Source organism: Proteus sp. Marseille-Q3619, assembly GCF_965283115.1.
In genome coordinates this window covers 2,359,446-2,382,647 of record NZ_CBDIMP010000001.1, presented here as the reverse complement: position 1 = coordinate 2,382,647, position 23,202 = coordinate 2,359,446, and the positions used below count along the sequence as shown (strand labels likewise).

The 23,202-nt window shown below is 42.5% G+C and carries 40 protein-coding genes; 5 read left to right on the top strand and 35 right to left on the bottom strand.

Annotated elements, in window-relative coordinates:
• Positions 1 to 4: 4 nt before the first annotated feature.
• From tsaC to dprA, 3 genes are read right to left on the bottom strand one after another with little or no spacing between them, the layout of a single operon-like run.
• Positions 5 to 574, bottom strand: a complete 570-nt coding sequence (gene tsaC, locus ACWPWK_RS10945; protein ID WP_109374360.1) for an L-threonylcarbamoyladenylate synthase type 1 TsaC — start codon at positions 572 to 574, stop codon at positions 5 to 7.
• Positions 567 to 1,124: a topoisomerase DNA-binding C4 zinc finger domain-containing protein gene (locus tag ACWPWK_RS10940; protein ID WP_109374361.1), complete on the bottom strand. Its 558-nt coding sequence runs from the start codon at positions 1,122 to 1,124 to the stop codon at positions 567 to 569. The genes tsaC and ACWPWK_RS10940 overlap by 8 nt, the downstream gene beginning before the upstream one ends.
• A gap of 18 nt (positions 1,125 to 1,142) precedes the next feature.
• Positions 1,143 to 2,288, bottom strand: a complete 1,146-nt coding sequence (gene dprA, locus ACWPWK_RS10935) for a DNA-processing protein DprA (RefSeq protein WP_109374362.1) — start codon at positions 2,286 to 2,288, stop codon at positions 1,143 to 1,145.
• 130 nt (positions 2,289 to 2,418) lie between these two features.
• Here dprA and def point away from each other — a divergent pair, with 130 nt between their 5' ends.
• The 5 genes from def (at position 2,419) to mscL (ending at position 7,297) form a co-directional block, all read left to right on the top strand.
• Entirely contained in the window at positions 2,419 to 2,943 is a 525-nt protein-coding gene (gene def / locus ACWPWK_RS10930) for a peptide deformylase (RefSeq protein ID WP_109374363.1), read from the top strand.
• Between the two features lie 26 nt (positions 2,944 to 2,969).
• Positions 2,970 to 3,917, top strand: coding sequence for a methionyl-tRNA formyltransferase (gene fmt, locus ACWPWK_RS10925; RefSeq protein ID WP_109374364.1), 948 nt, complete (start codon positions 2,970 to 2,972; stop codon positions 3,915 to 3,917).
• A gap of 99 nt (positions 3,918 to 4,016) precedes the next feature.
• Positions 4,017 to 5,285 carry a 16S rRNA (cytosine(967)-C(5))-methyltransferase RsmB gene (rsmB, locus tag ACWPWK_RS10920; RefSeq protein WP_109374365.1) on the top strand — a complete coding sequence of 423 codons (1,269 nt, stop codon included), beginning with the start codon at positions 4,017 to 4,019 and terminating at the stop codon, positions 5,283 to 5,285.
• Positions 5,286 to 5,397: 112 nt separating this feature from the next.
• Positions 5,398 to 6,774 (top strand): Trk system potassium transporter TrkA, encoded by a 1,377-nt coding sequence (gene trkA / locus ACWPWK_RS10915; RefSeq protein ID WP_109374366.1) that lies wholly within the window; start codon positions 5,398 to 5,400, stop codon positions 6,772 to 6,774.
• Between the two features lie 115 nt (positions 6,775 to 6,889).
• Positions 6,890 to 7,297 (top strand): large-conductance mechanosensitive channel protein MscL, encoded by a 408-nt coding sequence (gene mscL, locus ACWPWK_RS10910; RefSeq protein WP_109374367.1) that lies wholly within the window; start codon positions 6,890 to 6,892, stop codon positions 7,295 to 7,297.
• A gap of 3 nt (positions 7,298 to 7,300) precedes the next feature.
• Here mscL and ACWPWK_RS10905 read toward each other — a convergent pair whose 3' ends face one another.
• From ACWPWK_RS10905 to bfd, 32 genes are all read right to left on the bottom strand, one after another.
• Complete coding sequence (locus ACWPWK_RS10905; RefSeq protein ID WP_109374368.1) at positions 7,301 to 7,507, bottom strand: alternative ribosome-rescue factor A; 207 nt, start codon at positions 7,505 to 7,507, stop codon at positions 7,301 to 7,303.
• A gap of 50 nt (positions 7,508 to 7,557) precedes the next feature.
• Positions 7,558 to 7,971, bottom strand: a complete 414-nt coding sequence (gene zntR / locus ACWPWK_RS10900; RefSeq protein ID WP_069368787.1) for a Zn(2+)-responsive transcriptional regulator — start codon at positions 7,969 to 7,971, stop codon at positions 7,558 to 7,560.
• 297 nt (positions 7,972 to 8,268) lie between these two features.
• On the bottom strand, positions 8,269 to 8,655 hold the full coding sequence (rplQ, locus tag ACWPWK_RS10895; RefSeq protein WP_004246940.1) for a 50S ribosomal protein L17: 387 nt from the start codon (positions 8,653 to 8,655) through the stop codon (positions 8,269 to 8,271).
• 37 nt (positions 8,656 to 8,692) lie between these two features.
• Positions 8,693 to 9,682 (bottom strand): DNA-directed RNA polymerase subunit alpha, encoded by a 990-nt coding sequence (locus ACWPWK_RS10890; RefSeq protein WP_006535513.1) that lies wholly within the window; start codon positions 9,680 to 9,682, stop codon positions 8,693 to 8,695.
• 25 nt (positions 9,683 to 9,707) lie between these two features.
• The gene (gene rpsD / locus ACWPWK_RS10885) at positions 9,708 to 10,328 is read right to left on the bottom strand and encodes a 30S ribosomal protein S4 (RefSeq protein ID WP_004246942.1); all 621 of its coding nucleotides are present in this window, start codon (positions 10,326 to 10,328) and stop codon (positions 9,708 to 9,710) included.
• A 36-nt stretch (positions 10,329 to 10,364) separates the two neighbouring features.
• Complete coding sequence (rpsK, locus tag ACWPWK_RS10880; RefSeq protein ID WP_002919257.1) at positions 10,365 to 10,754, bottom strand: 30S ribosomal protein S11; 390 nt, start codon at positions 10,752 to 10,754, stop codon at positions 10,365 to 10,367.
• A 16-nt stretch (positions 10,755 to 10,770) separates the two neighbouring features.
• Positions 10,771 to 11,127, bottom strand: a complete 357-nt coding sequence (gene rpsM / locus ACWPWK_RS10875; protein ID WP_036914623.1) for a 30S ribosomal protein S13 — start codon at positions 11,125 to 11,127, stop codon at positions 10,771 to 10,773.
• Between the two features lie 146 nt (positions 11,128 to 11,273).
• Positions 11,274 to 11,390 carry a 50S ribosomal protein L36 gene (gene rpmJ, locus ACWPWK_RS10870; protein ID WP_071788572.1) on the bottom strand — a complete coding sequence of 39 codons (117 nt, stop codon included), beginning with the start codon at positions 11,388 to 11,390 and terminating at the stop codon, positions 11,274 to 11,276.
• A gap of 42 nt (positions 11,391 to 11,432) precedes the next feature.
• Positions 11,433 to 12,755: a preprotein translocase subunit SecY gene (gene secY / locus ACWPWK_RS10865; protein ID WP_006535510.1), complete on the bottom strand. Its 1,323-nt coding sequence runs from the start codon at positions 12,753 to 12,755 to the stop codon at positions 11,433 to 11,435.
• 7 nt (positions 12,756 to 12,762) lie between these two features.
• Positions 12,763 to 13,197, bottom strand: a complete 435-nt coding sequence (gene rplO / locus ACWPWK_RS10860; protein WP_004246944.1) for a 50S ribosomal protein L15 — start codon at positions 13,195 to 13,197, stop codon at positions 12,763 to 12,765.
• Between the two features lie 3 nt (positions 13,198 to 13,200).
• Positions 13,201 to 13,380: a 50S ribosomal protein L30 gene (gene rpmD / locus ACWPWK_RS10855; protein ID WP_036914634.1), complete on the bottom strand. Its 180-nt coding sequence runs from the start codon at positions 13,378 to 13,380 to the stop codon at positions 13,201 to 13,203.
• A gap of 5 nt (positions 13,381 to 13,385) precedes the next feature.
• Positions 13,386 to 13,886 (bottom strand): 30S ribosomal protein S5, encoded by a 501-nt coding sequence (rpsE, locus tag ACWPWK_RS10850; protein ID WP_023583472.1) that lies wholly within the window; start codon positions 13,884 to 13,886, stop codon positions 13,386 to 13,388.
• 14 nt (positions 13,887 to 13,900) lie between these two features.
• On the bottom strand, positions 13,901 to 14,254 hold the full coding sequence (gene rplR, locus ACWPWK_RS10845; RefSeq protein ID WP_023583471.1) for a 50S ribosomal protein L18: 354 nt from the start codon (positions 14,252 to 14,254) through the stop codon (positions 13,901 to 13,903).
• Between the two features lie 9 nt (positions 14,255 to 14,263).
• Positions 14,264 to 14,791 carry a 50S ribosomal protein L6 gene (gene rplF, locus ACWPWK_RS10840; RefSeq protein ID WP_454208866.1) on the bottom strand — a complete coding sequence of 176 codons (528 nt, stop codon included), beginning with the start codon at positions 14,789 to 14,791 and terminating at the stop codon, positions 14,264 to 14,266.
• Between the two features lie 14 nt (positions 14,792 to 14,805).
• The gene (gene rpsH / locus ACWPWK_RS10835; protein WP_100158931.1) at positions 14,806 to 15,198 is read right to left on the bottom strand and encodes a 30S ribosomal protein S8; all 393 of its coding nucleotides are present in this window, start codon (positions 15,196 to 15,198) and stop codon (positions 14,806 to 14,808) included.
• A 32-nt stretch (positions 15,199 to 15,230) separates the two neighbouring features.
• The gene (gene rpsN / locus ACWPWK_RS10830) at positions 15,231 to 15,536 is read right to left on the bottom strand and encodes a 30S ribosomal protein S14 (RefSeq protein ID WP_006535503.1); all 306 of its coding nucleotides are present in this window, start codon (positions 15,534 to 15,536) and stop codon (positions 15,231 to 15,233) included.
• A gap of 12 nt (positions 15,537 to 15,548) precedes the next feature.
• Positions 15,549 to 16,088: a 50S ribosomal protein L5 gene (gene rplE / locus ACWPWK_RS10825; RefSeq protein ID WP_036933223.1), complete on the bottom strand. Its 540-nt coding sequence runs from the start codon at positions 16,086 to 16,088 to the stop codon at positions 15,549 to 15,551.
• 13 nt (positions 16,089 to 16,101) lie between these two features.
• On the bottom strand, positions 16,102 to 16,416 hold the full coding sequence (gene rplX / locus ACWPWK_RS10820) for a 50S ribosomal protein L24 (protein WP_006535502.1): 315 nt from the start codon (positions 16,414 to 16,416) through the stop codon (positions 16,102 to 16,104).
• A 10-nt stretch (positions 16,417 to 16,426) separates the two neighbouring features.
• Positions 16,427 to 16,798: a 50S ribosomal protein L14 gene (rplN, locus tag ACWPWK_RS10815; RefSeq protein WP_004246955.1), complete on the bottom strand. Its 372-nt coding sequence runs from the start codon at positions 16,796 to 16,798 to the stop codon at positions 16,427 to 16,429.
• Positions 16,799 to 16,974: 176 nt separating this feature from the next.
• A complete protein-coding gene (rpsQ, locus tag ACWPWK_RS10810; RefSeq protein ID WP_023583468.1) occupies positions 16,975 to 17,229 on the bottom strand; it encodes a 30S ribosomal protein S17 in 255 nt (84 codons plus the stop codon).
• Positions 17,229 to 17,420, bottom strand: coding sequence for a 50S ribosomal protein L29 (gene rpmC, locus ACWPWK_RS10805; protein WP_004238624.1), 192 nt, complete (start codon positions 17,418 to 17,420; stop codon positions 17,229 to 17,231). Before rpmC ends, rpsQ begins: the two co-directional genes overlap by 1 nt.
• Complete coding sequence (gene rplP, locus ACWPWK_RS10800; protein ID WP_006535500.1) at positions 17,420 to 17,830, bottom strand: 50S ribosomal protein L16; 411 nt, start codon at positions 17,828 to 17,830, stop codon at positions 17,420 to 17,422. The genes rpmC and rplP overlap by 1 nt, the downstream gene beginning before the upstream one ends.
• A gap of 12 nt (positions 17,831 to 17,842) precedes the next feature.
• A complete protein-coding gene (gene rpsC, locus ACWPWK_RS10795; protein ID WP_023583467.1) occupies positions 17,843 to 18,544 on the bottom strand; it encodes a 30S ribosomal protein S3 in 702 nt (233 codons plus the stop codon).
• Positions 18,545 to 18,561: 17 nt separating this feature from the next.
• Positions 18,562 to 18,894, bottom strand: a complete 333-nt coding sequence (rplV, locus tag ACWPWK_RS10790; RefSeq protein WP_006535498.1) for a 50S ribosomal protein L22 — start codon at positions 18,892 to 18,894, stop codon at positions 18,562 to 18,564.
• Between the two features lie 14 nt (positions 18,895 to 18,908).
• Entirely contained in the window at positions 18,909 to 19,187 is a 279-nt protein-coding gene (rpsS, locus tag ACWPWK_RS10785; protein ID WP_004246960.1) for a 30S ribosomal protein S19, read from the bottom strand.
• 14 nt (positions 19,188 to 19,201) lie between these two features.
• Positions 19,202 to 20,026, bottom strand: coding sequence for a 50S ribosomal protein L2 (rplB, locus tag ACWPWK_RS10780; RefSeq protein ID WP_006535497.1), 825 nt, complete (start codon positions 20,024 to 20,026; stop codon positions 19,202 to 19,204).
• A gap of 19 nt (positions 20,027 to 20,045) precedes the next feature.
• Positions 20,046 to 20,348, bottom strand: a complete 303-nt coding sequence (gene rplW, locus ACWPWK_RS10775) for a 50S ribosomal protein L23 (protein WP_004246962.1) — start codon at positions 20,346 to 20,348, stop codon at positions 20,046 to 20,048.
• Positions 20,345 to 20,950: a 50S ribosomal protein L4 gene (gene rplD / locus ACWPWK_RS10770; RefSeq protein WP_023583466.1), complete on the bottom strand. Its 606-nt coding sequence runs from the start codon at positions 20,948 to 20,950 to the stop codon at positions 20,345 to 20,347. The genes rplW and rplD overlap by 4 nt, the downstream gene beginning before the upstream one ends.
• 16 nt (positions 20,951 to 20,966) lie before the next feature.
• A complete protein-coding gene (rplC, locus tag ACWPWK_RS10765) occupies positions 20,967 to 21,596 on the bottom strand; it encodes a 50S ribosomal protein L3 (protein ID WP_109374369.1) in 630 nt (209 codons plus the stop codon).
• 32 nt (positions 21,597 to 21,628) lie between these two features.
• Entirely contained in the window at positions 21,629 to 21,940 is a 312-nt protein-coding gene (rpsJ, locus tag ACWPWK_RS10760) for a 30S ribosomal protein S10 (protein ID WP_001181005.1), read from the bottom strand.
• Between the two features lie 347 nt (positions 21,941 to 22,287).
• The gene (bfr, locus tag ACWPWK_RS10755; protein ID WP_109374370.1) at positions 22,288 to 22,761 is read right to left on the bottom strand and encodes a bacterioferritin; all 474 of its coding nucleotides are present in this window, start codon (positions 22,759 to 22,761) and stop codon (positions 22,288 to 22,290) included.
• Between the two features lie 77 nt (positions 22,762 to 22,838).
• The gene (gene bfd, locus ACWPWK_RS10750) at positions 22,839 to 23,036 is read right to left on the bottom strand and encodes a bacterioferritin-associated ferredoxin (RefSeq protein ID WP_109374371.1); all 198 of its coding nucleotides are present in this window, start codon (positions 23,034 to 23,036) and stop codon (positions 22,839 to 22,841) included.
• Positions 23,037 to 23,202: the final 166 nt, after the last annotated feature.

Here is a 23,202-nt window from a genome sequence, read left to right as displayed (position 1 = left end):
ACAATCACCCTTGTCGGTACAATTCACCTGTTAAGGCATCTCGGATTTCAGAAGGATTCTGTCTACCTCCAACATTCCCTTCAACGATCGGAATTGTATCCTTAAATTGTTTTCTTACTTCTTCAACTGTACGACATGGTGGCAATCCACTTAAGTTAGCACTCGTTGAAACTAAAGGTTTTCCATAAGCTAAACATAACTCTTTAACAACTGAGTGGTCTGTTACTCTCACGGCTAAAGAAGCAAATTTTCCAGTTAACCACTTTGGCGTCGTTGATTTAGCAGGAATAACCCATGTAATTGGTCCTGGCCAAGATGCAAACATTCTGTCTCGTTGAGTTTGTGTTAATGCACTATCATCAATATAAGGTTTCAATTGCTCATAATTATCAGCAATTAAAATTAGCCCTTTTTCAATTGAACGTTGTTTTAACATTAATAGTGCCATAACAGCATGCTCGCTATCAGGATCACAACCTACCCCAAATACAGCTTCTGTTGGATATGCGATAACTTTATTATTTTTTAATGCTTCTATAATAGTATTGCTTACAGGTGATGCTTCGTTATTCATGTTCTTCTCTTTTTGTTTGTTGCTTTCCACATAATTTGCTGGCGCACACCAATCTTACTCCTTGAGAAGACCTTTTTTCCATCAATAATGGATAGTGGCAATATTCGCATTCACCATTAACAGGTTTGTTATTTAATACAAATTGGCATTCTGGATATTGGTTACAAGCATAAAATGTCTTACCAAACCTAGACTTACGTTGTAATAGCCTCCCTTTTTCACATTGAGGGCAAGGTATAACAGTTTCATCAGGTTTATCAATTTGCTCTATATGTTCACACTCAGGATAATTGCTACAACCAATAAACATCCCAAATTTACCCTGACGTAAAACTAAATCAGCACCACAGCACTTACAAGGTTGTCCTTCTAGGACTTTGATAATTTGCCCATCACCTTGTGGTTTCAGTGTTTTAATATAGTGGCAATCAGGATAAGCAGAGCATCCTAAAAAAGGGCCATGTCCTCCATTTTTCATCACTAATGCGCTACCACATTCAGGGCATTTTCCCTGTTCAGGTTGCTGTGTAAACGGCATATTCTTTGCCATTGTTTTACCTCATTACACTTATTCCAATCGAGTATAGCCACCAGCCACAATAGCGACTTTTTCAATAAGCTCAAGTTCTAATAAAAGAGGAGCTAATTCAGAAGTTGATAATCCACTATCCTGAGCAATGATATCAATAGGTACTGTTTTATTAAAACGTAGAAAAGGCAATATCACATCCATTGCGTGTTGTTGTTCTGGTGTAAGTTGCTCTGTTTTCGCCTCTCGTTTTTTATTATTGGTAAACGTTGTATATTCATCTGTTATTGTTTTTTGTTGATACTCATTATCACAAGTAAGCCACTGCAAAGAGCTATTTAAATATTCCAGAATATCTTCAGGTGAAGATGCTAAATTTGCACCTTGCTTAATAAGCTGGTGATTACCTTCAAAATGAGCATCTCCTAATAATCCAGGTAACACAAACAACTCTTTACCTTGTTGCAAAGCATAATTTGCTGTTATTAAAGAACCGCTTTTAATTCCTGCTTCGACAATAAGCAGTGCCGCACTTAGCCCACTAATAATCCGGTTACGTTGAGGAAAATGGCGCGCTAAAGGTGGTGTCATAGGTAAATGTTCAGAAATAATAAGACCAGACTCTTTTATTTGTGTTGCAAGAGTGCGATGAAATGACGGATAAATCTGCTCTAAGCCACTTCCTAGTACAGCAATAGTAATACCATTATTCTTTAATGCACTTCGATGCCCTATACCATCGATACCTTGAGCTAACCCACTTGTAATAGTGAGTTCTTTCTTTACTAATTCCTGTGCAAAATAAGTTGCCCATTTGGAACCATAGGGTGTAGCAACTCGGCTACCAATTAATGCAATTTGTGTGCTTTTTAAATGCTGCCTATTTCCTGCAACAAAAAGCAAAAGTGGCGGTGATGAAATTTGCTTTAATAAAGATGGGTAATCTGAATCTATAATCGTTAATAATGATGATTCGTTTTTATCTAACCACTTTAATGTATCGTTGACAGCATTTGCATGAAGTCTTAAGAATTGATGACTTTGCTGTTCTGACAGACCACAACCTATTAATAGTCTTTGATTTAACTGAGTCAAAGATTGTAGATACCTTGCAATTTGAATCGCTTTATTAATAGGTAGTCTTGAAACAGCATTAAGTCTTATCCATATTTCTCTAGCATCCATGCATTATCCTAATATTGTTTTTAGCAAACAGGGTGAGCGCTAAACACACCAAATACTGTCAATCTAGACAATAAATGTCTAGAATAGACATTAAATCCTATTCACATTTTAGAAACAGTCCGAATAAATTATGGCAGTGTTACACGTATTACATTATCCAGACGAGCGCCTTCGCACGATTGCAAAGCCAGTCGAAAAAGTTGATGCCGAAATTCAAAAAATTGTCGATGATATGTTTGAAACGATGTATTTGGAAGAAGGTATCGGTTTAGCCGCGACACAGGTGAATATTCACCAGCGCATTATCGTCATTGATGTCTCTGAAACAAGAGATCAAAGACTGGTATTAATAAATCCAGAACTTCTTGATGCCGACGGTGATACAGGCATAGAAGAAGGCTGTTTATCTATCCCAGAACAGCGTGCTTTTATTCCTCGTGCAGAGCACGTAAAGGTGAAAGCCCTTGATTACAATGGTCAACCTTTTGAGTTAGAAGCTGATGATTTATTAGCTATCTGCATTCAACATGAAATGGATCATTTAGTTGGCAAGCTATTTGTAGATTATTTATCTCCATTAAAGCGCCAACGCATCCGCCAAAAAGTTGAAAAACTCGATAAGCTAGATAAAAAAAGAGCTAAAATAGGACAGTAACAGTTAAATTGAAACAGGAAGAAAACGTGTCTGATTCATTACGTATTATTTTTGCGGGAACACCCGATTTTGCGGCTCGGCATTTAGCTACATTGTTATCAACTCAACATCGTGTGGTGGGAGTACTTACTCCTCCAGATAAACCCGCAGGAAGAGGTAAGAAACTGACTATTAGCCCTGTTAAGGAACTGGCATTAACTCATGATATTCCTGTTTATCAACCAGCCTCTTTAAAACCAGAAGAGAACCATGAGTGGATAGCAGCACAACGAGCAGATATTATGATTGTTGTTGCTTATGGCATGATTTTACCTAAAGCCGTTCTTGAAATACCGCGTTTAGGTTGCCTTAATGTGCATGGTTCTCTCCTTCCTAAATGGCGTGGTGCTGCACCAATTCAACGCTCTTTGTGGGCGGGAGATAAAGAAACAGGCGTCACAATTATGCAAATGGATGTTGGTTTAGATACAGGCGATATGCTGTATAAAGCATCATGTCCAATTACAAATGAAGATACCAGCGCATCACTTTATGAAAAACTTGCAGAACTTGGACCTAAGGCTCTAACAACTACGTTAGATCTCATTACCTCAGGTAAAATAAAAGCTGAGAAACAAGACGACAATTTAGCGAATTACGCACAAAAATTATCTAAAGAAGAAGCAAAAATTGATTGGTCATTATCAGCAGAGCAGATTGAACGTTGCATTAGAGCATTCAATCCATGGCCAATGAGCTTTTTCATGTTAGACGAGCAACCTGTAAAAGTATGGAAAGCACAAGCTATAGCGGATAATACAGATAAACCTGCAGGAACCTTATTAAAAGCAGATAAAACGGGTATTTATATTGCGACAGGTAACGGCATTCTAAATATCACTGAATTACAACCATCAGGTAAGAAACCTATGGCTTCTGCTGATTTCTTAAACTCCAAGCGAGATTGGTTCACTCCTGGAAAAATCATTCAATAATAATTCTAAGCCCTGATATCTAACATTATTATCAGGGTTTTCCTTATTTCACGCCAATGTAATACATCTCTGGCGCTCAATATTAAACGTTAACTCATTATGAAAACGTCATACAACTTACGTAGCATTGCAGCAAAAGCAATCAATCAAGTATTAGATCAAGGCTTGTCTCTAAGCACTGTCATACCAGAACTTCAGAAAAATATTTCAGACAAAGATAAAGCCTTATTGCAAGAAATCTGCTTTGGCGTATTACGCACATTGCCACAATTAGAATGGATTATTCAGCAACTCATGGATAAACCATTAAAAGGCAAACAGCGTATTTTACACTACCTCATTATGGTTGGTTTATATCAGCTGCTTTATACACGTATTCCTGCTCACGCAGCTCTAGCAGAGACGGTAAATGGTGCTGTTGCACTAAAAAAACCACAGCTAAAAGGATTGATTAACGGTGTGTTACGTCAGTTTCAACGCCAACAAGATATCCTGAACGAACGCTTTCAAAATAGCGAAAATCGTTTTCTCCATCCATCATGGCTACTTACTCGTATTAAACAGGCTTACCCTGAGCAGTGGATGAGTATTGTTGAAGGCAATAACCAGAAGCCACCAATGTGGTTACGTGTAAATCAACGTCATCATTCTCGAGAAGAATATTTAACATTACTTGGAAATGAAGAAATTCCCGCTATTGCTGATGATAGCCACCCTTTCGCGATCCGTTTAGAGAATCCATGCAACGTGAATCTTCTTCCTGGATTTGCTGATGGTTGGGTAACAGTTCAAGATCGTTCTGCTCAACGTTGTGCTGAATTATTAGCACCAGAAAATAAAGAGCAGATCCTTGATTTATGTGCAGCACCTGGTGGTAAAACAACACATATTTTAGAAATAGCTCCGCAGGCTCACGTATTAGCTATCGACATAGATGAGCAACGTTTAAAACGTGTACAAGAGAACCTTACGCGTTTAAAACTTAATGCAGTCGTCAAAAGTGGTGATGGTCGTTATCCTGAACAATGGTGTTCAGGCATGCAGTTTGACCGAGTTCTTCTTGATGCACCATGCTCAGCAACAGGTGTTATCCGTCGTCACCCAGATATAAAATGGCTTCGTCGTAATGACGATATTGAGCAATTGGCTCAAATTCAAAAAGAGATCCTTCATGCTATTTGGCCATACCTAAAATCTGGTGGCACGTTGGTATATGCAACCTGCTCTATTTTACCTGAAGAAAATAAACAACAAGTTGAAGCATTTTTAGCATCAACGAAAGATGCACAATGCGATTATCAGCACCAATGCTTACCAGAAGCAGAAGGTGGCGATGGTTTCTTTTATGCATTGATCAAGAAAATATGATCTTGTGATAAAAGATGATATCAGATCTAAAAAACGCTACTATTTCAACGCAAGATCATCCAGATCTTGCGTTTCTTTTCTATTTGTTAATCGAATACTCTGAGAAATTACGATGAAAATTATTATCTTAGGCGCTGGTCAAGTAGGTGGTACTCTCGCTGAAAATCTTGTCGGGGAGAATAATGATATTACTGTCGTTGACACTAATGCAGATCGCTTACGCCAACTTCAAGATAAATTCGATTTACGAGTAGTCAATGGACATGGATCTCACCCAAGGATCTTAAGAGAAGCCGGTGCTGAAGATGCAGATATGCTGGTTGCCGTCACCAACTCTGACGAAACCAATATGATAGCGTGCCAAGTTGCTTACACTCTGTTCAATACACCTAATAAAGTTGCTCGGATACGTGCCTCTGAATTTGTTCGTGAAGCAGATAAACTCTTTCTCCCAGAAGCTATTCCCATTGATTATTTAATCTCACCAGAGCATTTGGTTATCGATTATATTTATAAATTGATCCAATACCCAGGTGCCTTACAAGTTGTTAACTTTGCCGATGGTCAAGTCAGTATTGTTGCAGTAAAAGCGTATTACGGTGGTTCTCTCGTTGGGAATGCGTTATCAACATTACGTGATCATATGCCACATATCGATACACGAGTTGCTGCAATTTTTCGTCAAGACAGACCTATAAGACCTCAAGGCTCCACAATTATTGAAGCTGGAGATGAAGTTTTCTTTGTCGTCGCATCTCAGCATATTCGTGCAGTAATGAGCGAGTTACAACGATTAGAAAAACCTTATAAACGCATTATGATTGTTGGTGGTGGTAATGTCGGTGCAGGTTTAGCTGCTAGATTAGAAAAAGATTATAGCGTCAAACTTATTGAACATAATCAGCAACGCGCCACAGAACTGGCTGAATTACTCCATGACACCATCGTTTTTTATGGTGATGCATCAGATCAAGAACTTCTTGCTGAAGAACATATTGAACAAATTGATGTCTTTATCGCACTGACTAATGATGATGAAGCCAATATTATGTCAGCGATGCTGGCAAAAAGAATGGGTACTAAAAAAGCAATGGTACTTATTCAGCGTAGCGCTTATGTTGATTTAGTCCAAGGTGGGGTTATTGATATTGCAATATCACCACAACAAGCAACTATTTCTGCACTTTTAGGTCATGTTCGTAAAGCTGATATTGTTAGCGTTTCATCATTACGACGAGGAGTTGCAGAGGCAATTGAAGCCGTTGCACATGGTGATGAAAATACATCAAAAGTTGTTGGCCGCCGTATACAAGATATAAAGCTACCACCGGGAACCATCATAGGTGCAATTGTTAGAGAGCAAGATGTTATTATTGCAAACGCAAGTCACTCCATAGAACAGGGTGATCATGTGATTATGTTTATCACTGATAAAAAATATGTTCCTGAAGTTGAAAAACTTTTCCAGCCAAGTCCATTTTTCTTATAAAGATTATGTAGAAATAAGAATAATAGTGATTGTTACTTATAATGGTCTATTATTATCATGTTAGATACTATATTTTTACATAATAAATCTATATTGAGATAAATAAGGGGTGGTTATGTCTTTTTTCAAAGAGTTTCGTGAATTTGCCATGAAAGGCAACGTTGTTGATATGGCAGTCGGTGTCATCATCGGTGCAGCTTTCGGTAAGATTGTTTCATCTCTAGTTGCTGATATTATCATGCCACCATTAGGATTATTAATCGGTGGTATTGATTTTAAACAATTTAGCCTTGTATTAAGAGATGCAACTGGAGATGTGCCTGCAGTTGTCCTAAATTATGGTATGTTCATTCAAACTGTTTTTGACTTTGCCATTGTTGCATTTGCTATATTCTGCGCAATCAAATTAATCAATAAGACACGTCGTCAAGCAGAAGAAGCACCTAAAGCACCACCGGCTCCTTCCGCAGAAGAAACTCTATTAACAGAAATTCGTGATTTATTAAAAAATCAGCAAAAATAAAAACTAAAAGGCCAGTGATAACAATTGAAAAAATCTTTTGTTATCACTGGCCTCCCAGTTACCCTTTTTGTCATGTTTTGCTTTTCTCATATAACTTCCTTTTCCTTTCTTATTCTTTTCCACGCGTTGTCTAAATAATGGATCATGAACAAGTGCTGCTAAAGCATTATCTTTAATAGCCCCTTTCTGGTGCTGATATTTGCTAGACATAAAAACCTCTTAAATTGTTAAAGAACATAAAACGTAATACTGTACAGATATTATTGCTTTGTGGCGCCAGATTCAAGTATTTCAAGAATAGAGCAATAAGTACTTTCATGAGCACTACCACAACATGCATTACTTAACATCTTCAATGAATCTCGCATTCTTTCCATTTCTTTCAAGCGAATTTCAACTTCAGCAAGCCTTGCATCAACAATATGTTTTGATTCAACACAAGTGTGATGAGCAGGATCAACGCGAATAGAAAGTAGCTCAGTAATCGCATCTAATGTAAAACCCAACTCTTTTGCATAACGAATAAAACGCAAACGTTGGAGATCTTGCTCTGTATATAAGCGATAACCACCTTCTGTTCGCCTGTCATGATCCATCAACCCTTGTTTTTCATAAAAACGGATTGTATCTGTTGTCACATTCGCTAATTTTGCAACCTGCCCAATACGATACATGGATCATTCCCTCACTCTAAATGATGAATAAGCATAGCAAATAATCAAAATAATAGAATTGAAATATAGTGCGAAGCTTATCTTACCCAAATAGCAGTATGCTGAAATCACAAAAAATAAATATGATGCAACACAAAAGTAAGTAAAAAAGTATGGAATAACAAATAGAAAGGTTAGAGTATGGCTTGATAAGTTATTTTTATAAAACTAGTTTCAGTAGCTATCATTTTCAATAGATATAAAAAAACCGGATTAAAAATCCGGTCTTTTTATTCGCTTCACTAAATAATAATTAAATTATTCAGCTGCTGCTTCTGTTTCAGAATCAGCACGGTCAACAAGCTCAATGTAAGCCATTGGAGCGTTGTCACCAGCACGGAAGCCACACTTCAGAATACGAGTGTAACCACCTGCACGGCTCGCAAAACGCGGACCTAATACTGTAAACAGTTTTGCCACGACTTCGTTATCACGAGTACGGGCGAATGCCAGACGACGATTAGCTACGCTGTCGGTCTTGGCAAGAGTAATCAGCGGCTCAACGACGCGACGCAGTTCTTTCGCTTTAGGCAAAGTTGTCTTGATGATCTCATGACGAACTAAAGAACCTGCCATGTTACGAAACATAGCCTGACGATGGCTGCTGTTGCGGTTCAATTGACGACCACTCTTACGATGGCGCATGACCTTATCCTTCTCAGTAAAACCTTAACCTGTGATCTTATTCATCAGCGATACTTGCAGGTGGCCAATTCTCAAGGCGCATACCCAGAGATAGACCACGCGACGCCAGTACGTCTTTAATCTCAGTAAGAGATTTCTTACCAAGGTTAGGCGTCTTAAGTAATTCAACTTCAGTACGCTGTACCAGATCACCGATGTAGTGGATTGCTTCTGCCTTCAGACAGTTAGCAGAGCGGACAGTCAATTCAAGATCGTCTACTGGGCGCAGTAAGATAGGATCGAATTCTGGCTTCTCTTCTTTAACTTCTGGTTGACGAACATCACGTAAGTCAACAAAAGCTTCAAGCTGTTCAGCCAGGATAGTCGCTGCACGGCGAATCGATTCTTCTGGATCGATAGTACCGTTAGTTTCCATCTCGATAACCAGCTTATCCAAGTCGGTACGCTGTTCAACACGAGCTGCTTCCACATTATAAGCAATACGCTCAACTGGGCTATAGCACGCGTCTACTAAAAGGCGACCGATAGGGCGCTCATCTTCTTCCGAATGAATTCGGGCAGAAGCCGGCACATAACCACGACCACGCTGAACTTTGATACGCATATTAATAGATGCGTTCTCGTCTGTAAGGTGGCAGATAACGTGCTGCGGCTTGACGATTTCGACATCACCGTCATGGATGATATCGGCTGCAATAACAGGGCCAATGCCAGATTTGCTCAAAGTAAGAATAACTTCATCTTTACCATGAACTTTTACCGCCAACCCTTTAAGGTTGAGCAGTATTTCTAGGATATCTTCCTGAACACCTTCTTTGGTGCTGTACTCATGCAGTACACCATCAATCTCAACCTCTGTTACCGCACAACCCGGCATAGACGAAAGCAGAATACGGCGCAGTGCGTTACCAAGAGTATGGCCGAAGCCTCGCTCTAATGGTTCAAGGGTCACCTTGGCGTGCGTCGAACTGACTTGCTCGATATCAACCAGGCGCGGTTTTAGAAACTCTGTCACAGAACCCTGCATTGTGTCCTCTCTTTGGTGCTAAGCCTTACTTGGAGTAAAGCTCGACGATCAGGTGCTCGTTAATGTCAGCAGACAAGTCAGTACGTTCAGGAATACGTTTGAACACACCTTCCATCTTAGCAGCATCAACTTCCAGCCATGTTGGCTTTTCACGCTGTTCAGCCAGCTCTAAAGCAGCCTTAATACGAGACTGTTTTTTCGATTTTTCACGAACGCTGACTACGTCATTCGGGGAAACCTGATAAGAAGCAATGTTAACCACGCGACCATTTACCATGATTGCTTTATGGCTAACCATCTGACGTGCTTCTGCGCGAGTTGCGCCAAAGCCCATACGATAAACAACGTTATCCAGACGACCTTCCAGCAGAGTCAGCAGGTTTTCACCTGTGTTGCCTTTCAGACGAGTTGCTTCTTTGTAGTAGTTACGGAATTGACGTTCTAGAACACCGTAAATACGACGTACTTTTTGTTTTTCACGTAACTGAACACCGTAATCAGAAAGACGCGGTTTACGTGCGCCGTGCTGACCTGGTGCTTGTTCCAGTTTACACTTGGTGTCAATCGCCCGAACGCCAGATTTTAGAAATAAATCTGTACCTTCACGGCGGCTCAGCTTGAGCTTAGGACCCAAATATCTTGCCATTTTCTTTCTCCAACTTTCCTAAAAACGAAAACGTTATTAAACGCGACGTTTTTTCGGTGGACGACAACCGTTATGAGGAATCGGAGTCACATCAGTAATATTAGTGATGCGGAAACCAGCCGCGTTTAATGCACGGATAGTTGACTCACGACCAGGACCAGGTCCTTTAACCATAACTTCCAAGTTCTTAATTCCGTACTCTTTAACAGCTTCAGCGCAACGTTCTGCTGCAACCTGAGCCGCGAACGGAGTAGATTTACGAGAACCACGGAAACCGGAACCACCGGCAGTAGCCCAACCCAATGCGTTACCTTGACGATCGGTAATAGTAACGATTGTGTTGTTGAAAGAAGCATGGATATGAGCCACACCGTCAGAGACTTGTTTTCTTACACGCTTACGTGCACGAATAGGTGCTTTTGCCATTGTTCAAATACCCCGATTATTTCTTGATCGGCTTACGCGGACCCTTACGGGTACGTGCGTTAGTCTTAGTACGCTGACCGCGAACTGGTAGACCACGACGATGACGTAAACCACGGTAAGTACCAAGATCCATCAGACGTTTGATGCTCAGGGTAACTTCACGACGCAGATCACCTTCTACAACGTATTTGGCAACTTCGTCACGCAGCTTGTCGATTTGCTCTTCAGACAGCTCACTGATCTTAACATTTTCAGCAATACCAGCAGCTACACAGATAGCCTGTGAGCGGGTCTTACCGATACCGTAAATCGAAGTTAATGCGATTACAGTATGTTTATGATCAGGAATGTTAATGCCTGCTATACGGGCCACTATGCACTCCTAAATTAGCAGTTATACAGTACCATTCTGAAAAGCCCGTTTTCAGGATACTCAAACAATACTGTATATATTATAAAAGATTGGGCTGGCTAATTTAGCCAGCTCAACCGAACTTTGCAAGAAAAAAATGCAATAAATTAGCCTTGACGCTGTTTATGCTTAGGCTCGACGCTGCAAATTACACGCACGTGACCGTGACGTCTAACAATTTTGCAGTTACGGCACATTTTCTTGACGGAAGCACGAACTTTCATTTTTACTCTCCGTAACTTCTAAAACAAATCGCTTATCAGTAATTAACCTTTAAGATTTGCTTTTTTCAATGCAGACTCATACTGACTTGACATCAGGAGAGTTTGCACTTGAGCCATAAAATCCATGATGACCACAACCACGATTAAGAGGGAAGTACCACCAAAATAGAAAGGTACTTTCATTGCGTCACGCATGAACTCCGGGATGAGACAGATAAAGGTAATATACAAGGCACCGATTAAGGTTAAACGTGTCATTACTTTATCTATATATTTAGCCGTCTGCTCTCCCGGGCGAATTCCTGGTACAAATGCACCGGACTTCTTCAGGTTATCTGCCGTTTCTCTTGGGTTGAAAACCAACGCCGTATAGAAGAAACAGAAGAATATGATTGCAGCAGCGTATAGTAACACATAAATAGGTTGACCAGGCTGTAGATTTAAAGAAATCGTCGTCAGCCAACCCCACCCTGTACCATCGCCAAACCAAGAGGTTATTGTACCAGGAAACAGGATAATACTTGAAGCAAAAATTGCTGGTATAACACCCGCCATATTTACTTTAAGTGGTAGATGTGTACTTTGTGCCGCGTATATTCTACGCCCTTGTTGACGTTTTGCATAGTTAACAACGATACGACGTTGTCCTCTTTCTACAAAAACAACAAAGAAAGTAACTGCGAACACTAATACTGCAACCAACAATAACAGGAGGAAGTGCAGTTCGCCTTGCCGCGCCTGCTCGATGGTTTGACCAATGGCAGGCGGAAGACCTGCAACGATACCTGCAAAGATAATGATTGAGATACCGTTACCAATACCACGTTCAGTGATTTGCTCACCTAACCACATTAGGAACATTGTCCCAGTGACTAAGCTCACAACAGCCGTAATATAGAATGGTAAGCCTGGATTAATTACCAGACCTTGCATTCCTGGCATATTCGGTAAGCCTGTTGCGATACCAATTGATTGGAATATCGCCAGCACCAAAGTACCATAACGGGTATATTGGCTGATCTTACGACGACCGGCCTCCCCTTCCTTCTTAATCTCTGCTAACCGAGGGTTAACCACTGATAAGAGTTGGATAATAATCGATGCCGAAATATAAGGCATGATACCCAGCGCAAAGATAGAAGCACGGCTAAGAGCACCACCAGAGAACATGTTAAACATTTCAATGATGGTGCCTTTTTGCTGATCGAGCAATTTGGCAAGCACAGTGGCATCAATACCAGGGATAGGAATAAAAGAGCCAATCCTAAAGACAATAAGTGCACCAAGAACAAACAAAAGTCTGCGTTTTAGTTCACCAACACCACCTTTAGCACTCTGAAAATCTAAACCTGGTTGTTTAGCCATCTGTCACTTATTCCTCAATTTTACCGCCAGCTGATTCGATTGCTGCACGGGCACCTTTGGTAACACGCAGACCACGAATAGTCACTGCACGGTTAACCTCGCCAGACAGAATTAATTTTGCAAATTCAATCTGTGGGCCAACAACGTTTGCGGCTTTCAGTGCATTCAGATCGATTACATCGCCTTCAACGTAAGCTAAATCAGACAGACGGATTTCCGCAGTCACGAATGATTTACGTGAAGTAAAACCAAATTTTGGTAAACGACGATATAAAGGCATCTGGCCACCTTCAAAACCACGACGTACGCCACCGCCAGAACGAGATTTCTGACCTTTGTGACCACGGCCGCCAGTTTTACCTAAGCCAGAACCGATACCACGACCTACACGTTTAGGCGCATGCTTGGCACCTTCAGCCGGAGACAGAGTATTTAAACGCATCTCTTACTCCTCAACTTTAACCATATAGGAAACCAAGTTGATCATACCGCGAACTGCTGGTGTATCTTCGCGTTCTACAGTGTGACCGATGCGACGCAGGCCTAAACCAGTCATAGTTGCCTTATGTTTAGGCAGACGGCCGATTAAGCTGCGTGTTTGAGTAATTTTAATAGTCTTAGCCATGGTCATTACCCCAGAATTTCTTCAACGGATTTACCACGCTTAGCTGCGACCATATCTGGAGACTTCATGCTATCTAAAGCGTCCAGTGTTGCACGAACCACGTTAATCGGGTTAGTGGAACCATAGGTTTTAGCCAGTACGTTACGAACGCCAGCCACTTCTAGAACTGCACGCATTGCACCACCTGCGATGATACCGGTACCTTCATGAGCAGGCTGCATAAATACGCGTGAGCCTGTGTGAGTACCTTTAACAGGGTGGAACAGAGTACCGTTGTTTAAAGCGACGGTTTTCATATTGCGACGGGCTTTTTCCATCGCTTTCTGGATTGCTGCCGGAACTTCGCGAGCTTTGCCATATCCAAAACCAACGCGGCCATTACCATCACCAACTACTGTAAGAGCGGTGAAGCTAAAGATACGACCACCTTTAACGGTTTTAGATACGCGGTTTACCGCGATCAGCTTTTCCTGCAGTTCGCCAGCTTGTTTCTCGATGTGAGCCATCTTACACTCCTACCTTAGAACTGAAGGCCAGCTTCACGGGCAGCATCTGCCAGTGCCTGGACTCGACCATGATATTGGAAACCGGAACGGTCAAATGATACTACTTTGATACCTTTTTCCAGAGCGCGTTCAGCAACAATTTTACCAACTACTGCTGCTGCTTCTTTGTTTCCAGTGTTTTTCAGTTGCTCAATGATAGCTTTTTCTGTAGTAGAAGCGGCCACCAAAGTTTCAGAACCGTTTGGTGCAATAACCTGCGCATAAATATGGCGAGGGGTACGGTGTACCACCAGGCGAGTCGCACCCAATTCCTGGAGCTTACGGCGTGCGCGGGTCGCACGACGGATACGAGCTGCTTTCTTATCCATAGTGTTACCTTACTTCTTCTTAGCCTCTTTGATACGCACAACTTCGTCGGCGTAACGAATACCTTTATAAGGTTCAGGGCGACGGTAAGCACGCAGTTCAGCTGCTACTTGACCAATCACTTGCTTATCCGCACCTTTCAGTACGATTTCAGTTTGTGTTGGACATTCAGCAGTGATGCCTGCTGGCAGTTGGTGTTCCACTGGATGTGAAAAACCTACTGATAAGTTAACCGCATTGCCTTTAATAGACGCACGATAACCTACACCTACCAGTTGCAGTTTCTTAGTGAAGCCTTCGGTAACACCTACAACCATTGCATTTAACAGAGAACGAGTAGTACCCGCCTGTGCCCATGCATCAGCAAAACCATCGCGAGGTGCGAAAGTTAAGTGGTTGTCAGCATGTTGAATTTCAACTGCATTATGGATAGTACGAGTTAGCTCGCCGTTTTTACCCTTAATCGTAATTACCTGACCGTTGAGTTTAACCTCTACGCCGGCAGGAATGACGACGGGTGCTTTTGCCACACGAGACATTCTTTCCTCCCGAATTAAGCTACGTAGCAGATAATCTCGCCACCAAGACCTGCTTGGCGAGCTGCACGATCAGTCATAACACCTTTTGAGGTAGAAACAACAGCGATGCCCAGTCCTGCCATAACATTTGGCAGCTCATCTTTTCTTTTATAGATGCGCAGACTTGGACGGCTTACGCGCTGAATGCTTTCTACTACAGCCTTACCTTGGAAATATTTTAAAGTGATTTCCAGTTCTGGCTTAGTGTCGCCTTCAATTTTAAAATCTTCAATATAACCTTCTTCCTTAAGCACGTTGGCAATCGCCACTTTCAGCTTGGAGGAAGGCATTGTGACCGCAACTTTGTTCGCGGCCTGACCGTTACGGATACGGGTCAGCATATCCGCGATGGGATCTTGCATGCTCATCTGTCTTTACTCCCGTGATTCAATTATGGTAATTACCAGCTAGCCTTTCTAAGGCCCGGGATTTCACCGCGCATAGCGGCTTCACGGACTTTAATACGGCTGAGGCCAAATTTCCGCAGGAAACCGTGCGGACGTCCAGTTTGACGGCAGCGGTTACGCTGACGTGAAGGACTTGAATCACGTGGCATAGTTTGCAGTTTCAGAACAGCATTCCAACGATCTTCGTCAGACACGTTCACATCTGAAACGATAGCTTTCAGTTCTGCGCGTTTTGCGAAGAATTTCTCAGCTAAATTCGCACGTTTTACATCACGTGCTTTCATAGATTTCTTAGCCATGAATGCCCTGCCTTACTTGCGGAACGGGAAGTTAAACGCTGCTAACAGTGCGCGACCTTCATCATCTGATTTCGCAGTCGTAGTAATGGTAATATCCAAACCACGAACACGATCCACTTTATCGTAATCGATTTCAGGGAAGATGATTTGCTCACGTACGCCCATGCTGTAGTTACCACGTCCATCAAATGATTTAGCGGACAAACCACGGAAGTCACGGATACGTGGTACAGCAATAGAGATCAGGCGTTCAAAGAACTCCCACATGCGTTCGCCACGCAGGGTCACTTTACAGCCGATCGGATAGCCCTGGCGGATTTTGAAGCCTGCAACAGATTTGCGTGCTTTGGTGATCAAAGGTTTTTGACCTGAGATTGCTGCTAAATCAGCTGCTGCATTGTCCAGCAGTTTTTTATCAACAATCGCTTCACCAACACCCATATTCAGGGTGATCTTCTCGACCCGAGGGACTTGCATGACAGAATGGTAACCAAACTGAGACATCAGTTTTTGGACTACCTCGTCTTTGTAGTAATCATGCAGTTTCGCCATCGTATACTCCAAATTACTTGATAGTTTCTTTATTAGACTTGAAGAAACGAACTTTTTTGCCGTCTTCGAATCTAAAACCTACACGGTCAGCCTTGCCGGTTGCCGCATTGAAGATTGCAACGTTAGAAACTTGGATAGAAGCTTCTTTTTCAACGATGCCACCTGGTTGGTTCAGAGCCGGAACTGGCTTCTGATGTTTTTTAACCAGATTGATACCTTCAACGATAACTTTACCAGAAGAAAGAACCTGTTTTACTTTACCGCGCTTACCTTTATCTTTACCAGTCAGCACGATAACTTCGTCTTCACGACGGATTTTCGCTGCCATTGCCTGCTCCTTAGAGTACTTCAGGTGCCAGAGAGATTATTTTCATAAACTTCTCGTTACGAAGTTCACGAGTAACCGGCCCAAAAATACGCGTACCAATAACTTGCTCGCTGTTGTTGTTTAACAATACACAAGCGTTGCTATCGAAGCGAATGACAGAACCGTCAGGGCGACGAACACCCTTCTTGGTGCGCACCACTACCGCTTTCAGTACATCACCTTTCTTAACTTTACCACGTGGAATTGCTTCCTTAATGGTAATTTTGATGATGTCACCTACATCTGCGTAGCGACGGTGCGAGCCACCTAGAACCTTGATACACATTACGCGACGTGCACCGGAGTTGTCGGCCACGTTCAGCATAGTCTGTTCTTGGATCATTTTAGTGCTCCGCTAAATGTCAACTACTACTGAGCCACTTCCACATTAGAAGAGGCCGTTCAATATCCCATAATACGAGGGAGCGGCATTATAACACCACATTCTCGATATGGACAGAAAAAATAAACGGCTCGTTCAGTTTTGAGCCGTTTATTTCGTACGAAAAGGCTATTTTATTACAGAACAGCTTTTTCTACAACGCGAACTAACGCCCAAGACTTAGTCTTAGACAGTGGACGTGTTTGACGAATTTCTACTACGTCACCAATTCCACATTCGTTGTTCTCGTCATGTACATGCAGTTTGGTCGTACGACGGATAAACTTACCATATAATGGGTGTTTAACCATACGATCGATAGCAACGACAATAGATTTCTCCATTTTGTCACTAACTACACGACCTTGCAGAGTACGGATTTTATCGGTCATTACGCACCCGCCTTCTCAGTCAGTAAAGTCTTAACGCGTGCGATATTACGACGCACTTGTTTCAACAGATGAGACTGTTGTAACTGACCACTTGCTGCCTGCATACGCAGGTTAAACTGCTCGCGCAGTAAATTCAGCAGTTCTGTGTTCAGCTCTTCAACGCTCTTTTCGCGCAGCTCTTTTGCTTTCATTACATCACCGTCTTAGTTACAAAGGTGGTTTTGATAGGCAGTTTTGCTGCCGCCAGCTTGAATGCTTCACGGGCCAGTTCTTCAGGCACACCATCCATTTCATACAGGACTTTACCTGGCTGGATTAAGGCAACCCAATACTCAACGTTACCTTTACCTTTACCCATACGGACTTCGAGCGGCTTTTCAGTGATTGGTTTGTCTGGGAACACACGGATCCAGATTTTACCCTGACGCTTAACTGCACGGGTCATTGCACGACGTGCCGCTTCGATCTGACGTGCAGTCAGACGACCACGGCCCACAGCTTTAAGACCGTAAGTCCCGAAGCTTACATCCGCACCAGCAGCTAAGCCACGGTTGCGGCCTTTGTGCACTTTACGGAATTTTGTACGCTTTGGTTGTAACATCAGCGACTCTCCTTACTTGCGGCCTTTACGCTGCTGCTTTTTAGGTTGAGCAGCCGGTTTTTCCGCCTGTTCAACTGCAGCCATACCACCCAGGATCTCACCTTTGAAGATCCATACCTTAACGCCGAGCACACCATAAGTGGTTTGTGCTTCTGAGGTATTGTAGTCGATATCTGCACGCAGAGTGTGCAGAGGTACACGACCTTCACGATACCATTCAGTACGAGCGATTTCAGCGCCGCCTAAACGACCACTTACTTCCACTTTAATACCTTTAGCGCCTAAACGCATAGCGTTCTGTACCGCACGCTTCATAGCACGACGGAACATAACACGACGTTCCAGCTGTGAAGTGATGCTGTCAGCAACTAATTTTGCGTCCAGTTCAGGTTTACGTACTTCGGCGATATTAATTTGCGCAGGAACGCCAGCGATATCCGCTACGTTTTTGCGCAGTTTTTCAACATCTTCACCTTTTTTACCGATAACGATGCCTGGGCGAGCAGTGTGAATAGTCACACGGATGCTTTTCGCAGGACGTTCGATAACGATACGAGATACAGATGCTTTAGCCAGTTCTTTAGTTAAGTACTGACGTACTTTAAAGTCGCTGTCTAGGTTGTCAGCGAATTCATTGGTACCCGCATACCATGTGGAATTCCAAGGCTTGACAATGCCAAGGCGGATACCATTAGGATGTACTTTTTGACCCATTGCTAGTCTCCAGAGTCTCAGCGATCAGACACAACCACAGTGATGTGGCTGGTGCGCTTCAGAATACGATCTGCACGGCCTTTTGCACGAGGCATAATGCGCTTCATAGAAGGACCTTCGTCAACAAAGATCTTAGCTACTTTCAGATCATCAATGTCAGCGCCATCGTTGTGTTCTGCATTAGCAATAGCAGACTCCAGTACTTTCTTCACTAAACCAGCAGCTTTCTTGTTGGTAAAGGTTAAAATTTCCAGAGCTTGCGACACTTTCTTACCGCGAATCAGGTCAGCTACTAAGCGAACCTTCTGAGCAGAAGAACGAGCGTGGCGATGCATAGCGATAGTTTCCATCTCTTCCTCCTACCTTATTTTTTCTTAGCCTTTTTATCGGCTGCATGACCGCGATAAGTACGGGTCGGCGCGAATTCACCCAGTTTGTGACCAACCATTTCGTCGGAAACGTAAACTGGAACATGCTGACGACCATTATGGACAGCGATGGTCAAACCGATCATGTTAGGAAAGATCGTTGAACGACGGGACCAAGTCTTAACAGGCTTTTTGTCACCGCTTTCCACCGCTTTCTCTACCTTCTTCAGCAAGTGCAGGTCAATGAAAGGACCTTTCTTGAGAGAACGTGGCATGGCTTATCCTCTAATTATTTCTTAGTACGACGATGAACGATGAAATGTTCAGTGCGTTTGTTTTTACGAGTCTTCTTACCTTTGGTTTGAACGCCCCAAGGTGTTACTGGGTGTTTACCAAAGTTACGACCTTCACCACCACCATGTGGGTGATCGACTGGGTTCATCGCAGTACCGCGAACGGTAGGACGAATACCACGCCAGCGACTTGCGCCAGCTTTACCCAGAACGCGTAACATGTGCTCAGAGTTGCCAACTTCACCGATAGTTGCACGGCAATCAGAAGGAACTTTACGCATTTCACCAGAACGCAGACGAATAGTGACATAAGCACCATCACGAGCAACGATCTGAACGTAAGTACCAGCTGAACGAGCTAACTGACCACCTTTACCTGGTTTCATTTCTACGTTATGAACTGTAGAACCAACCGGGATATTACGCATTGGTAAGGTGTTACCCGCTTTGATAGCAGCATCAACGCCAGACTGAACTTTATCACCCGCTTTCAGGCCTTTTGGAGCCAGAATGTAGCGACGTTCACCATCAGCATACAGCACTAAAGCGATGTTAGCTGAACGGTTTGGATCATATTCCAGACGTTCTACTGTCGCAGGGATACCATCTTTGTTGCGTTTAAAGTCAACAATACGGTAAGCCTGTTTGTGACCACCACCGATATGACGGGTAGTGATACGACCATTGTTGTTACGACCACCGGACTTGCTGTTCTTTTCCAGCAATGGCGCATAAGGTTTCCCTTTATGCAGCTCAGGGTTTACCACTTTAACTACGTGGCGACGGCCCGGAGACGTAGGTTTACATTTAACAATTGCCATTGTTCTTTACTCCTCCGACTTACTCAGCGCCGCCGACGAAGTCCAGATTCTGGCCTTCCTTCAGGGTGACGTAAGCTTTTTTCCAGTCGCTACGACGACCAATACGCTGACCGTGACGTTTCACTTTGCCTTTCATCAGCAGAGTGTTAACACTTTCAACTTCGACTTCAAACAGTTTTTGTACAGCTGCTTTAATCTCTGCTTTGGTCGCGTCTTTAGCAACTTTGAGAACGATGGTGTTTGATTTTTCCATCGCGATAGAAGCTTTTTCAGATACATGCGGCGCGCGCAGTACTTTCAGCAGACGTTCTTCACGGATCATGCCAGCATCTCCTCAACTTGCTTCACAGCGTCAGCAGTCATGACGACTTTGTCGAAGGCGATTAAGCTAACAGGGTCGATTGTTGCTGCATCACGTACGTCAACTTTATATAAGTTGCGTGCTGCTAAATACAGATTCTCATCTACATCAGCAGTGATGATCAGAACATCTTCCAGAGCCATATCTTTCAGTTTCTGTGCTAAAAGCTTAGTTTTAGGAGCTTCAACAGAGAACTTCTCTACGACGATCAGACGATCTTGACGTACCAGTTCAGACAGAATGCTCTTCAGAGCACCACGGTACATCTTTTTGTTTACTTTTTGACTGTGGTCCTGTGGTTTAGCTGCGAAGCTAACACCACCAGAGCGCCAAATTGGGCTCTTGATTGAACCTGAACGTGCACGACCTGTACCTTTCTGTCTCCAAGGCTTTTTGCCTGAACCAGAAACTTCAGCACGGGTTTTCTGAGCACGAGTACCTTGACGAGCACCAGCAGCGTATGCAACGACTACTTGATGCACAAGCGCTTCGTTAAAGTCACGCCCGAAGGTAGTTTCGGAAACAGTCAGCGCGCCTTGCGCGTCTTTCATTACCAATTCCATTCCTATCTCCTCGACGTTACGCCTTGACAGCTGGTTTAACGATCAGGTCACTGCCAGTTGCACCTGGAACAGCACCTTTGACCAGCAGCAGGTTGCGCTCAGCGTCAACACGTACTACTTCCAGGCTCTGAACGGTAACTTGTTCGTTACCCAGTTGACCTGCCATTTTCTTGCCTTTGAACACCTTACCCGGAGTCTGGTTCTGACCGATAGAACCCGGAACACGGTGAGACAAGGAGTTACCGTGGGTAGCATCTTGAGTACGGAAGTTCCAGCGCTTTACAGTACCAGCAAAACCTTTACCTTTAGATGTTCCAGTAACGTCGACTTTTTTAACGTCAGCGAAAATTTCTACGCTAATGCTTTGACCTACAGTGTATTCTTCGCCTTCATTCAGACGGAATTCACGTAGTAAGCGGCCAGCTTCAACACCAGCTTTAGCAAAATGACCTGCTTCAGGCTTCAGTACACGGTTAGCTTTTTTGCTACCAGTAGTCACCTGAACGGCACGATAACCGTCTTTCTCAAGATCTCTGATCTGAGTAACACGGTTGTTTTCAATTTCGATAACGGTTACAGGGATTGAAACGCCATCTTCAGTGAAGATACGAGTCATTCCTACTTTCTTACCGACTAAACCAATCATTGTTTCAACCTCTCAATCGCTTGATGACCTGATTAACCTAGGCTGATCTGCACGTCTACGCCGGCAGCCAGATCCAGACGCATCAGAGCATCAACGGTTTTCTCGGTTGGCTCAACGATGTCAACCAGACGTTTGTGAGTGCGAATTTCATACTGATCACGCGCATCTTTATTAACGTGCGGAGAAATCAACACTGTGAAACGCTCTTTGCGAGTCGGCAGTGGGATTGGACCACGAACTTGCGCACCAGTGCGCTTAGCAGTCTCTACGATTTCCGCAGTTGATTGATCAATCAGACGATGATCAAAAGCTTTCAGGCGGATACGGATTCTTTGGTTCTGCATGAGACCAGAGCTCCAACTATTTTTTATAAACGTAAATGATCACTACTCGTACCCATTTCGATTGATGAGAGAGTGTAATCGTTCTGCATATAACTCCCCAATTGGGAGTATTATATTAATGCAATATAAAATCTGCATTAGCTGATTAATCAGCCCCACTAAATCAGTGAGCCTGCGCATTATACTTGCCTGAGTGATGAAATCAAGCCAAGAATAAAAAATCAGCGATAAAAATTCGTTTTACCTTTTTAAAATAAAAAAAGCAAAGGCAACCTTCATTACCTTTGCTTCAAAAAGCATTCAATAATTTATAGAAGAAAGTAAATCATTCTTTTATTGTGAGTGAGTTACTCTTCGATAATTTGGGCTTGTAAATAATTTTGAAGCCCCAAGCGTTCGATAAGTTCGAGCTGGGTTTCAAGCCAATCAATATGCCCTTCTTCATCAGTTAAGATTTCTAGCATAAGATCACGACTGACATAGTCATGAATAGAATCTGCGTAAGCAATTGCTTCACGTAAATCTTTGGCACCACCTAATTCTAATTCAAGATCAGAACGTAGCATTTCCTCAACATCTTCACCGATATTCAGTTTGCCTAAGTCTTGTAAATTTGGAATTCCTTCAAGAAACAAAATACGCTCAATATATTTATCTGCGTGTTTCATTTCGTCTATGGATTCATGATATTCCATTTCATTGAGGCGAGTAAGTCCCCAGTTTTTGAACATTCGGGCATGCAGGAAATACTGATTAATTGCAACTAGCTCTCCACCTAATAACTTATTAAGGTGGGCTATCATTTTTTTATCACCTTTCATTTTTATGCTCCTTTGCTTCCAGTCTTTTCAGTGTAGACCTTTTATACAAAGAGGAGAGAAAGGAAATTTAAAATTTGTTATGCAACTTCAGAAATTTGAGGGTAAAGAGCAGACTGTTCATTTTCGATCAGTTGACGAGCTTGGCGTACACATTTACCACAGCAGCTACCAACAGGCAGGATCTGACGTAATTCATTAATAGTGTGGATTTGATGTTTATGGACAGTAGAGATAATTTTTTTATCACTCACACCATGGCAAAGACAGACATACATAATAACAACCTCATTAACGACTCACGCAGTGAATAGTAAATGATAATTATTATGATTTCAATTTCTATTTATTTGGCTTAAGTGTATTTACTTGGTTTATATAAACCTAAAGCGATATAGCAACAGAACGTGAATTGTTTGACTTAATTTAAATTCACTAAATAAC

Bases quoted from the DNA above. Each gene is read 5' to 3' on its own strand.
- rplB (WP_006535497.1), bottom strand. From the start codon at position 20,026: ATGGCAATTGTTAAATGTAAACCTACGTCTCCGGGCCGTCGCCACGTA.
- tsaC (WP_109374360.1), bottom strand. From the start codon at position 574: ATGAATAACGAAGCATCACCTGTAAGCAATACTATTATAGAAGCATTA.
- zntR (WP_069368787.1), bottom strand. From the start codon at position 7,971: ATGTATCGTATTGGGCAGGTTGCAAAATTAGCGAATGTGACAACAGAT.
- rsmB (WP_109374365.1), top strand. From the start codon at position 4,017: ATGAAAACGTCATACAACTTACGTAGCATTGCAGCAAAAGCAATCAAT.
- rplE (WP_036933223.1), bottom strand. From the start codon at position 16,088: ATGGCGAAACTGCATGATTACTACAAAGACGAGGTAGTCCAAAAACTG.
- rplD (WP_023583466.1), bottom strand. From the start codon at position 20,950: ATGGAATTGGTAATGAAAGACGCGCAAGGCGCGCTGACTGTTTCCGAA.
- rpsH (WP_100158931.1), bottom strand. From the start codon at position 15,198: ATGAGCATGCAAGATCCCATCGCGGATATGCTGACCCGTATCCGTAAC.
- mscL (WP_109374367.1), top strand. From the start codon at position 6,890: ATGTCTTTTTTCAAAGAGTTTCGTGAATTTGCCATGAAAGGCAACGTT.
- rpsS (WP_004246960.1), bottom strand. From the start codon at position 19,187: ATGCCACGTTCTCTCAAGAAAGGTCCTTTCATTGACCTGCACTTGCTG.
- rplC (WP_109374369.1), bottom strand. From the start codon at position 21,596: ATGATTGGTTTAGTCGGTAAGAAAGTAGGAATGACTCGTATCTTCACT.
- rplN (WP_004246955.1), bottom strand. From the start codon at position 16,798: ATGATCCAAGAACAGACTATGCTGAACGTGGCCGACAACTCCGGTGCA.
- bfd (WP_109374371.1), bottom strand. From the start codon at position 23,036: ATGTATGTCTGTCTTTGCCATGGTGTGAGTGATAAAAAAATTATCTCT.
- rpsK (WP_002919257.1), bottom strand. From the start codon at position 10,754: ATGGCAAAAGCACCTATTCGTGCACGTAAGCGTGTAAGAAAACAAGTC.
- rpsJ (WP_001181005.1), bottom strand. From the start codon at position 21,940: ATGCAGAACCAAAGAATCCGTATCCGCCTGAAAGCTTTTGATCATCGT.
- secY (WP_006535510.1), bottom strand. From the start codon at position 12,755: ATGGCTAAACAACCAGGTTTAGATTTTCAGAGTGCTAAAGGTGGTGTT.
- rplW (WP_004246962.1), bottom strand. From the start codon at position 20,348: ATGATCCGTGAAGAACGTCTGCTGAAAGTACTGCGCGCGCCGCATGTA.
- rplV (WP_006535498.1), bottom strand. From the start codon at position 18,894: ATGGAAACTATCGCTATGCATCGCCACGCTCGTTCTTCTGCTCAGAAG.
- rpmD (WP_036914634.1), bottom strand. From the start codon at position 13,380: ATGGCTAAGACTATTAAAATTACTCAAACACGCAGCTTAATCGGCCGT.
- rpsD (WP_004246942.1), bottom strand. From the start codon at position 10,328: ATGGCAAGATATTTGGGTCCTAAGCTCAAGCTGAGCCGCCGTGAAGGT.
- trkA (WP_109374366.1), top strand. From the start codon at position 5,398: ATGAAAATTATTATCTTAGGCGCTGGTCAAGTAGGTGGTACTCTCGCT.
- def (WP_109374363.1), top strand. From the start codon at position 2,419: ATGGCAGTGTTACACGTATTACATTATCCAGACGAGCGCCTTCGCACG.
- ACWPWK_RS10905 (WP_109374368.1), bottom strand. From the start codon at position 7,507: ATGTCTAGCAAATATCAGCACCAGAAAGGGGCTATTAAAGATAATGCT.
- ACWPWK_RS10890 (WP_006535513.1), bottom strand. From the start codon at position 9,682: ATGCAGGGTTCTGTGACAGAGTTTCTAAAACCGCGCCTGGTTGATATC.
- rplR (WP_023583471.1), bottom strand. From the start codon at position 14,254: ATGGATAAGAAAGCAGCTCGTATCCGTCGTGCGACCCGCGCACGCCGT.
- rpsN (WP_006535503.1), bottom strand. From the start codon at position 15,536: ATGGCTAAGAAATCTATGAAAGCACGTGATGTAAAACGTGCGAATTTA.
- rplX (WP_006535502.1), bottom strand. From the start codon at position 16,416: ATGGCAGCGAAAATCCGTCGTGAAGACGAAGTTATCGTGCTGACTGGT.
- ACWPWK_RS10940 (WP_109374361.1), bottom strand. From the start codon at position 1,124: ATGGCAAAGAATATGCCGTTTACACAGCAACCTGAACAGGGAAAATGC.
- rpmC (WP_004238624.1), bottom strand. From the start codon at position 17,420: ATGAAAGCAAAAGAGCTGCGCGAAAAGAGCGTTGAAGAGCTGAACACA.
- bfr (WP_109374370.1), bottom strand. From the start codon at position 22,761: ATGAAAGGTGATAAAAAAATGATAGCCCACCTTAATAAGTTATTAGGT.
- rpmJ (WP_071788572.1), bottom strand. From the start codon at position 11,390: ATGAAAGTTCGTGCTTCCGTCAAGAAAATGTGCCGTAACTGCAAAATT.
- rplP (WP_006535500.1), bottom strand. From the start codon at position 17,830: ATGTTACAACCAAAGCGTACAAAATTCCGTAAAGTGCACAAAGGCCGC.
- rpsC (WP_023583467.1), bottom strand. From the start codon at position 18,544: ATGGGTCAAAAAGTACATCCTAATGGTATCCGCCTTGGCATTGTCAAG.
- rpsE (WP_023583472.1), bottom strand. From the start codon at position 13,886: ATGGCTCACATCGAGAAACAAGCTGGCGAACTGCAGGAAAAGCTGATC.
- rpsQ (WP_023583468.1), bottom strand. From the start codon at position 17,229: ATGACCGATAAAATCCGTACTCTGCAAGGTCGTGTAGTTAGTGACAAA.
- rplQ (WP_004246940.1), bottom strand. From the start codon at position 8,655: ATGCGCCATCGTAAGAGTGGTCGTCAATTGAACCGCAACAGCAGCCAT.
- rplO (WP_004246944.1), bottom strand. From the start codon at position 13,197: ATGCGTTTAAATACTCTGTCTCCGGCTGAAGGTGCCAAGCATGCGCCT.
- dprA (WP_109374362.1), bottom strand. From the start codon at position 2,288: ATGGATGCTAGAGAAATATGGATAAGACTTAATGCTGTTTCAAGACTA.
- rplF (WP_454208866.1), bottom strand. From the start codon at position 14,791: ATGTCTCGTGTGGCAAAAGCACCCGTCGTCATTCCTGCCGGCGTAGAG.